Source organism: Cereibacter changlensis JA139 (genome assembly GCF_003034985.1).
GTDB lineage: Bacteria > Pseudomonadota > Alphaproteobacteria > Rhodobacterales > Rhodobacteraceae > Cereibacter > Cereibacter changlensis.
This window is the reverse complement of record NZ_PZKG01000255.1, coordinates 1-2,874: the sequence shown is the minus strand read 5'-3', so window position 1 is coordinate 2,874 and position 2,874 is coordinate 1. Positions and strand designations below refer to the sequence as shown.

Sequence of the window (2,874 nt, the reverse complement as noted above, 5' to 3'; positions counted from 1 at the left end):
GGAAGGTCCGGCGCAACGCGCCAGACGCCATCCCTATTTCGGTAATCGGGCGTTTGGCGGTCAGCCGCGCCTATGCCGGTCGCGGCCTCGGCGCGGACATTCTGTCGGATGCTCTGCGACGCATCGCGGTCGCGTCACAGAGCATTGGGATCGGGGCTGTGCTGGTTCAGGCCAAGGATGACGACGCAAAGCGCTTCTACCTGGCCTGCGCCGAATTCACCGAATATCCGGCGGACAGCCGTACCCTGTTTCTGCCCATCGAAACCGTGATTGCAGCGTTCCGCTAGTGTTCGCCACCTGACATATGGTCCCGCGCGCCGGACATCCAGATTGCAAAGGCGACTTTGCCAGAAACGTCCCCGCGCAGTGTGTTTGCACGAAAGCCCGCTCCCGCTGGGTAGCCAGCTATGCGGACCTACCAGTCATTCGCTGCGCAAGCATCGTCCAGCGTTCCCATTGATCGATAAGCACAGAGAGCGGACGGTCAGCGCCGTCTTCGTCAGGCGGAACAGCCCAAAAGCGGACACCCAGCAGCTGCTGCGAAGGGATCTTCAGCCCGTAGGAAGCAAATCAATTCGCCGCTACTATATTACACTGATATGGCCCCCAGCATCTGACCGACAGCATCGACACCGTGTGCGACCTTCCTGACCGTGAGGAACACGTTACCTGTTGTTCTCGCCCAGAGCTTGCCAATGCGGTCTTTTTCACGAGCCTCAGGCGCGCCAACCAGATGCTCCCCCTTATATTCCACTACGAAGATTCGCCCATCGTTCAGACGGGCAACAAAATCGGGATAGAAGCGGCCACCCACGCGGGGCAACCAGAAGGAGTCAGGATGCCGCGCCACGTTGCGGACCCAGACGTCGACCTCAGCCAGGCTGTCGAGCGACCATGCGCACTGGAATTCGTCGCCATTCAGATCGCCGTCGAGCAGTGGGGCGCGATCTGCACCGAGCAGGTGCCGCTGGAAGCGCATCCCACCTATGGGCTGGGTTGGAACCGTTCGATAGACCTGATCATCAAACCGAACCGCCGCCGCGGCATCGGAAGTGGGCTTCGCCAAGTCGTCAAACAACATGATCTGATGAGCGTTCGAGCGCTCGATCTTGTGGATCTCAGCCACCTTCCAGCGGATGCGCGCTGCGATCTGATGTTGCCAATCTACTAGCGTGCGAACGGACACGCCATCCCGTTCTAAAAGCTTACCAATCAGGCCAGCGATCCACGGTTGCATCTCGGCATCTGGGATCCACCGATCACGACACTCTCGGGTCAACCACTGAACCAGCGACACTTCGATGTCTGCATCGTCCGGCATGGCGAGGCCTGTCAGCTGCGGCGCCTCCTGCATTAAGCGGCTGTAGACCAGCTTCTCGCCTTCTAGGTCGATCACCACGACTTCCTCGTCGCGTCGGAAGGTCAGCTCCGCCTCGGTCAACTCGGCAGCGTGCTTCAGCAGGGACCATTCGACACGCTCATAGATCGCTTCCGTGTCCGCTTCGAACACCTCGCCGTCCATCTCGACAAGCAGCCGCGGTACTTCTATTACTGCGCCCAGTTCAGCACGTGTCTTCAACGCCTCGACTTGTGCCAAATGCTTTGCCAGTTGCGCGTCGAAATGGCCGTGATCGGTAACCTGCACAACCGAGCGCACGGCCGTTGCCACGTCGTCACTCACCGCCCCCTTCGACCCCAACTAGACAAAGTGCCGTCAGACTTTGGCACGTAATCAACGCCCCAACTCCTGCAAGTCGTTCAGCGTCTGGCGCACCTCCGGCGTGTCCTTCACCGTCACTTGCAACACAGGCTTCGGGCGCACAGGATCCGGGTCGAACAGCCTCCCTTGGCTGTCCCGATCAACGCCGCGCGGTTGCAGGCTCTCTCGTACCTCCTCGTCGGTGAAGCCCATGTCGATCAGCTTGTCGCGCAGCCCGTTCGCTGCCGCAGCGAAGTTCGGCTCAGACACATGGGCATAGGCGCAATTCAGTGCCGGATCCTTGCGCCGCGCGGCGTAGGGCATCCGCAGCACGCGGCCTAGGAGTTGCTCCACCGCCGTGGTGCTCGATAGGTTCTGGGTCGCGCACAGCACATAGGCTGAGGGGCAATCCCACCCCTCCTTCAGTGCCGCCACCGTGATGACATGGCGCACCGGCACGCTCGGATCGCGCAGGTTCACCCCATCCAGTTCCCGCTGCTCCCCCGTCGCAATCTTGATCCAGGCCTCGGGGATCAGCTTCTCTTCCATGAGGTAAGTTTTCACCTCCTCCACCGTCGGACGGCCGTTCTTTGCTTGTGCTTGGTACAACGCCACGGGCTGGATGAAGTCGCGGTCTCGCTTTGCTTTCTCCTCCAACATTGCGCGCGTCGCTACCGTGGATGACACCGCCTCGCGCCAGTCATCATGCGGGCGCACGCGGATCGGCAGCTTGATCATCTCCTCGTCCTTCAGCGCCGAGGCTGTGACCGAAAACAGGATGTTGTTCACTCCGCGCGGTGTCGCCGTGAACTCTATGATCGCCGCAGGGCGGATACGCGCCTTCACTTCGCGCGACAGGCCGGACACAGCGTTATGCGCCTCGTCCACGATCATCAGGGGGCGCTGGTGATAGAGCAGGTTAGCAAAGCTGAACTTCACCGCCCCTTCGCGCAGCATGTCGTTGGCTGCCGCCTCCTCGGCCGAGACGACCTCCATCCCCTCCGTCGGCACGCCCGAGAAATGGGTTTCCAGCTCTTCATGATGTGCGTAGACGCGCCGCCCGACGGTGTTCGTCACCCGGAACGCCTGGATCGTCGACACCACCACGCAGGCGGACCTTGCCATGTCTTGGGGGCGCAGCATCTCGAACTCCGCGATGTCGAACACGCGAACGC

3 protein-coding genes are annotated in these 2,874 nt (G+C 61.3%); 1 reads left to right on the top strand and 2 read right to left on the bottom strand.

The genetic code is table 11. The annotated features are described in order from the left end of the window. A partial coding sequence (locus C5F48_RS22830) for a GNAT family N-acetyltransferase (protein ID WP_219907830.1) occupies positions 1 to 287 on the top strand: 287 nt, incomplete at its 5' end. Positions 288 to 589: 302 nt separating this feature from the next. Here C5F48_RS22830 and C5F48_RS22825 read toward each other — a convergent pair. Both C5F48_RS22825 and C5F48_RS22820 read right to left on the bottom strand, forming a co-directional pair. Beyond that, positions 590 to 1,681: a hypothetical protein gene (locus C5F48_RS22825; protein WP_107666004.1), complete on the bottom strand. Its 1,092-nt coding sequence runs from the start codon at positions 1,679 to 1,681 to the stop codon at positions 590 to 592. 51 nt (positions 1,682 to 1,732) lie between these two features. Beyond that, on the bottom strand, positions 1,733 to 2,874 hold a 1,142-nt coding region (locus C5F48_RS22820), incomplete at its 5' end, for a DEAD/DEAH box helicase (RefSeq protein ID WP_181247757.1).